This window comes from Pseudoalteromonas sp. SR45-5 (assembly GCF_014163565.1).
Taxonomy (GTDB): Bacteria; Pseudomonadota; Gammaproteobacteria; order Enterobacterales; family Alteromonadaceae; genus Pseudoalteromonas; species Pseudoalteromonas distincta.
The window spans coordinates 1-4,279 of record NZ_JACJDN010000339.1; the positions used below are offsets into that span (position 1 = coordinate 1).

The 4,279-nt window shown below is 40.8% G+C and carries 3 protein-coding genes; 1 reads left to right on the forward strand and 2 read right to left on the reverse strand.

Annotation, left to right across the window (positions count from 1 at the left end; genetic code table 11):
- Positions 1-37: 37 nt before the first annotated feature.
- Positions 38-1,081 carry a recombinase RecA gene (gene recA, locus H5072_RS12815; protein ID WP_002958952.1) on the reverse strand — a complete coding sequence of 348 codons (1,044 nt, stop codon included), beginning with the start codon at positions 1,079-1,081 and terminating at the stop codon, positions 38-40.
- Between the two features lie 67 nt (positions 1,082-1,148).
- On the reverse strand, positions 1,149-1,637 hold the full coding sequence (locus tag H5072_RS12820) for a CinA family protein (RefSeq protein ID WP_024597314.1): 489 nt from the start codon (positions 1,635-1,637) through the stop codon (positions 1,149-1,151).
- Between the two features lie 21 nt (positions 1,638-1,658).
- Between H5072_RS12820 and mutS the strand changes: the two genes are divergently transcribed.
- Positions 1,659-4,244, forward strand: coding sequence for a DNA mismatch repair protein MutS (gene mutS, locus H5072_RS12825; RefSeq protein ID WP_182693730.1), 2,586 nt, complete (start codon positions 1,659-1,661; stop codon positions 4,242-4,244).
- Positions 4,245-4,279: the final 35 nt, after the last annotated feature.

The following is a 4,279-nucleotide window of genomic DNA, read 5'->3' on the forward strand; positions in this document are numbered from 1 at the left end:
GGGTCAAATCAAGCTTAAAAACTCATTTGGGTGCAGTTTAAAGGTCTGGATCGTCGCCTAACTTATCTTCACCGTCTTCAGGTTCAATAGTTGCTTTTAGTAAAAGCATTTCGCGTAACTTACCTTCAATCTCATCTGCAATTTCTGGGTTTTCTTTCAAAAACTTAATTGAGTTAGATTTACCTTGGCCAACCTTGTTGCCACTGTAACTGTACCAAGCACCTGCTTTTTCAACAATTTTATGCTTAACACCTAAATCAATTAACTCGCCTTGCTTAGAAATACCTTCGCCATACATGATGATAAATTCAGCTTGTTTAAATGGCGGCGCTACTTTGTTTTTAACAATTTTAACGCGGGTTTCGTTACCAACAACTTCATCACCTTCTTTCACAGAACCAATACGACGAATATCAATACGTACCGATGCGTAAAACTTAAGTGCATTACCACCCGTTGTTGTTTCTGGGTTACCAAACATAACACCAATTTTCATACGGATTTGGTTAATGAAAATACATAACGTGTTAGAACGTTTAATATTACCAGTAAGCTTACGTAATGCCTGTGACATTAAACGTGCTTGTAAGCCCATGTGCGAGTCGCCCATGTCGCCTTCAATCTCAGCTTTTGGTGTAAGTGCAGCAACCGAGTCAATAATAACGACGTCTACTGCGCTTGAACGTACTAACATGTCACAAATTTCTAGTGCTTGCTCACCTGTATCAGGTTGAGATACAAAAAGGTCATCAATATTTACACCTAGTTTTTGTGCATATACAGGATCAAGAGCATGCTCAGCATCAATGAAAGCACATGTTTTACCTTCTTTTTGAGCTTCTGCGATAACTTGTAAAGTAAGCGTTGTTTTACCAGATGACTCAGGACCATACACTTCAACAATACGTCCCATAGGTAAGCCACCTATGCCTAAGGCAATATCAATACCTAGTGAACCTGTAGATACAGATTCAATGTTTAACGCTTTGTTGTCACCCAATTTCATAATTGAGCCTTTACCAAATTGACGTTCAATTTGTGATAGTGCTGCGTCTAACGCTTTTTGTTTGTTATCGTTCATTTTGTTCTCCAATCCAGCTAATGCGAACAAGTATACTGTATGAAATCACAGTATCAAGCTAATTTTTTCATTTTATCTCATCTATTACACTTTTTAATGCAAATACAATAGCTTGCAGTCTTACTTGAGCCCTATCACCAGTAAATATTTGTTTAAAGGTCAGTACTTTGTCATCAATTTGTATGCCAAACCATACAAGTCCAACAGGTTTACCTTCTGTCGCCCCGCCAGGCCCTGCAATGCCCGATACAGCTATAGATATATTAGCGTTTGTAGCTTTAATAGCACCTACTGCCATTTCATGGACTGTTTGCTCGCTCACAGCACCGTATTGATTTAATGTACTAGCACTAACATTGAGCAAATCTTGCTTTGCTTGGTTACTATAAGTAACAAATGCACGGTCGATATAAGCTGAACTTCCAGGTGTATCGGTAAGCGCATAACTCACTCCGCCACCAGTACATGACTCAGCAGTAGTGATCCATAAGCATTTATCCGTTAAAATAGCGCCTAATTGCGCAGCAAGTGTTTTAATCTCTTGATGTAATTCCATATTCAGCCTTTGGGTAAATACATGTCGTTTGATCTTTATGCACCACACACTATAAAACAACAAACCCCTATGATGCAGCAGTATCTAAAAATAAAATCAGAGCATCGCGATATTTTATTGTTTTATCGTATGGGCGATTTTTACGAACTTTTTTTTGATGACGCTAAACGCGCCGCTCAATTACTCGATATTTCGCAAACTCATCGTGGTAAAGCTGGCGGCGATCCTATCCCTATGGCGGGCGTACCCTACCATGCGGTAGAAAACTACTTAGCACGTCTAGTCCAAATGGGTGAGTCAGTCGCTATCTGCGAACAAGTGGGAGACCCTGCAACCAGTAAAGGCCCTGTTGATCGTAAAGTAGTGCGTATAGTTACACCCGGTACAATTTCTGATGAAGCGCTTTTACAAGAACGACAAGACAATCTCCTTACCAGCGTTTGGCAAAGTAAAAAAGGCCTATACGGGATTGCTTATTTAGACATTAACTCTGGTCGTTTTAATATTGTCGAAGTAAATACCGACGAAGCCTTTAGCTCAACTATTCAGCGCCTATCACCAGCCGAACTTCTGTATAGCGAAAGCTTTGAAAACGTTCATTTAATTGAACATATAAAAGGCGCTCGCCGTCGCCCAGAGTGGGAATTCGACTTAGATACGGCTCAGCACTTATTATGCGATCAGTTTGGTACTAAAGATTTAGTTGGCTTTGGTGTTGATAAAGCCCATAGCGCGCTTGTTGCTGCAGGTTGCCTAATGCAATACGTAAAAGATACACAACGTATTGCACTGCCACATATTCGTGCAATTACGCTTGAGCACAACGAACACGCTGTTATTTTAGATGCCGCTACCCGTAAAAATTTAGAATTAACTGTTAATTTATCGGGCGGGTTTGAAAATACACTTGCTCAAGTACTTGATAAAACAGCAACGCCAATGGGTTCTCGCTTACTTAAGCGCCGTATTCATACACCAATTCGTAATAAAGACGAGCTAAATTCACGTTTAAATGCAATTAGCGCTATTTTAGATGCGCAGCTTTGCGGTGAATTACACGAATCATTAAAAGAGATTGGTGATGTAGAGCGTGTTATTGCACGCCTAGCTTTATGTACTGCACGCCCGCGTGATTTAACTCGCCTGCGCAGTGCGCTACAAGCACTTGCACCACTGCATACTTTGTTAGCTGACGCTAACGATCCTCGTATAGCAGGTATCATCAAGCACTCGCCTGAACTCCCTGATTTACAAGCGTTATTAGAACGAGCTGTGATAGAAAACCCACCGGTACTTATTCGTGACGGTGGTGTTATTGCTCCAGGTTACAATAGTGAACTTGATGAGTGGCGTAACTTAAGCAAAGGTGCAACCGACGTACTTGAGCAATTAGAACTGCGAGAGCGCGAACGTACGGGCATTAGTACGCTTAAAATTGGTTATAACCGCGTACATGGCTTTTTTATTGAAGTAAGTAGAGCTAATGCGCACTTAGTGCCAGCCGACTACATTCGTCGCCAAACGCTTAAAAATAACGAACGCTACATTATTCCAGAGCTTAAAGAGCACGAGGATAAAGTACTCGGTAGCCAATCAAAAGCTCTCGCGCTTGAAAAACAACTATACGAGGAGCTGTTTAGATTTATTGCTCCACATATTGAGCAGTTGCAAATGATGGCAGCAGCATTGGCCGATTTAGACGTTTTAAACAATTTAGCTGAGCGTGCATTCGCACTCAATTATGCAAAACCAGAATTGTGCGATAACGACAATATAAGCATTAAGCAAGGTCGTCACCCTGTTGTTGAACAAGTAATGAAAGAACCGTTTATTGCTAACCCTGTTGAATTAAACAGCCAACGTAAAATGCTAATTATTACCGGTCCAAACATGGGCGGTAAATCAACCTATATGCGCCAAACGGCACTTATTGTTTTAATGGCTCACATTGGCAGTTATGTACCCGCTGACAGCGCTAAAATTGGTAATATCGACCGCATATTTACACGTATTGGTGCAAGCGATGATTTAGCATCAGGGCGTTCAACCTTCATGGTAGAAATGACCGAAACAGCGACTATTTTAAATAATGCCACGGCGCAGTCTTTAGTATTAATGGATGAGATTGGTCGCGGTACAAGTACTTATGATGGACTCTCTCTTGCGTATGCAACAGCCGATCATTTAGCATCAAAAATATCTGCTAAAACATTGTTTGCTACGCACTACTTTGAATTAACAGAACTTGCTGAGCAAACTACGGGCCTTGTAAACGTACACCTTGATGCAATAGAGCATAACGACACTATTGCGTTTATGCATACAGTGCTCGACGGTGCAGCAAGCAAAAGCTTTGGTTTACAAGTAGCCGCTCTTGCTGGAGTGCCAAAAGCTGTGATTGCACAAGCAAAGCAAAAACTTAAGTTGCTTGAAAATCATCAAAGCGTTACTGCACCAAATACAGAACAACAAGCCTTTACTTTTAATAACGAAATTGCACAAAGTACACCTTCAGAAGTTGAAGAGCAGTTAAGCGCAATCGACCCTGATAATTTATCGCCACGCCAAGCGCACGATTTGTTATATAAACTAAAAGCATTGCTGTAATTTATATCACCTAATTTACAAGCATAAAAAAAGCC

What these genes read in the sequence shown, in the direction of transcription:
- recA (WP_002958952.1), bottom strand. Translation starts at nt 1,081, where the DNA reads ATGAACGATAACAAACAAAAAGCGTTAGACGCAGCACTATCACAAATT.
- H5072_RS12820 (WP_024597314.1), bottom strand. Translation starts at nt 1,637, where the DNA reads ATGGAATTACATCAAGAGATTAAAACACTTGCTGCGCAATTAGGCGCT.
- mutS (WP_182693730.1), top strand. Translation starts at nt 1,659, where the DNA reads ATGTCGTTTGATCTTTATGCACCACACACTATAAAACAACAAACCCCT.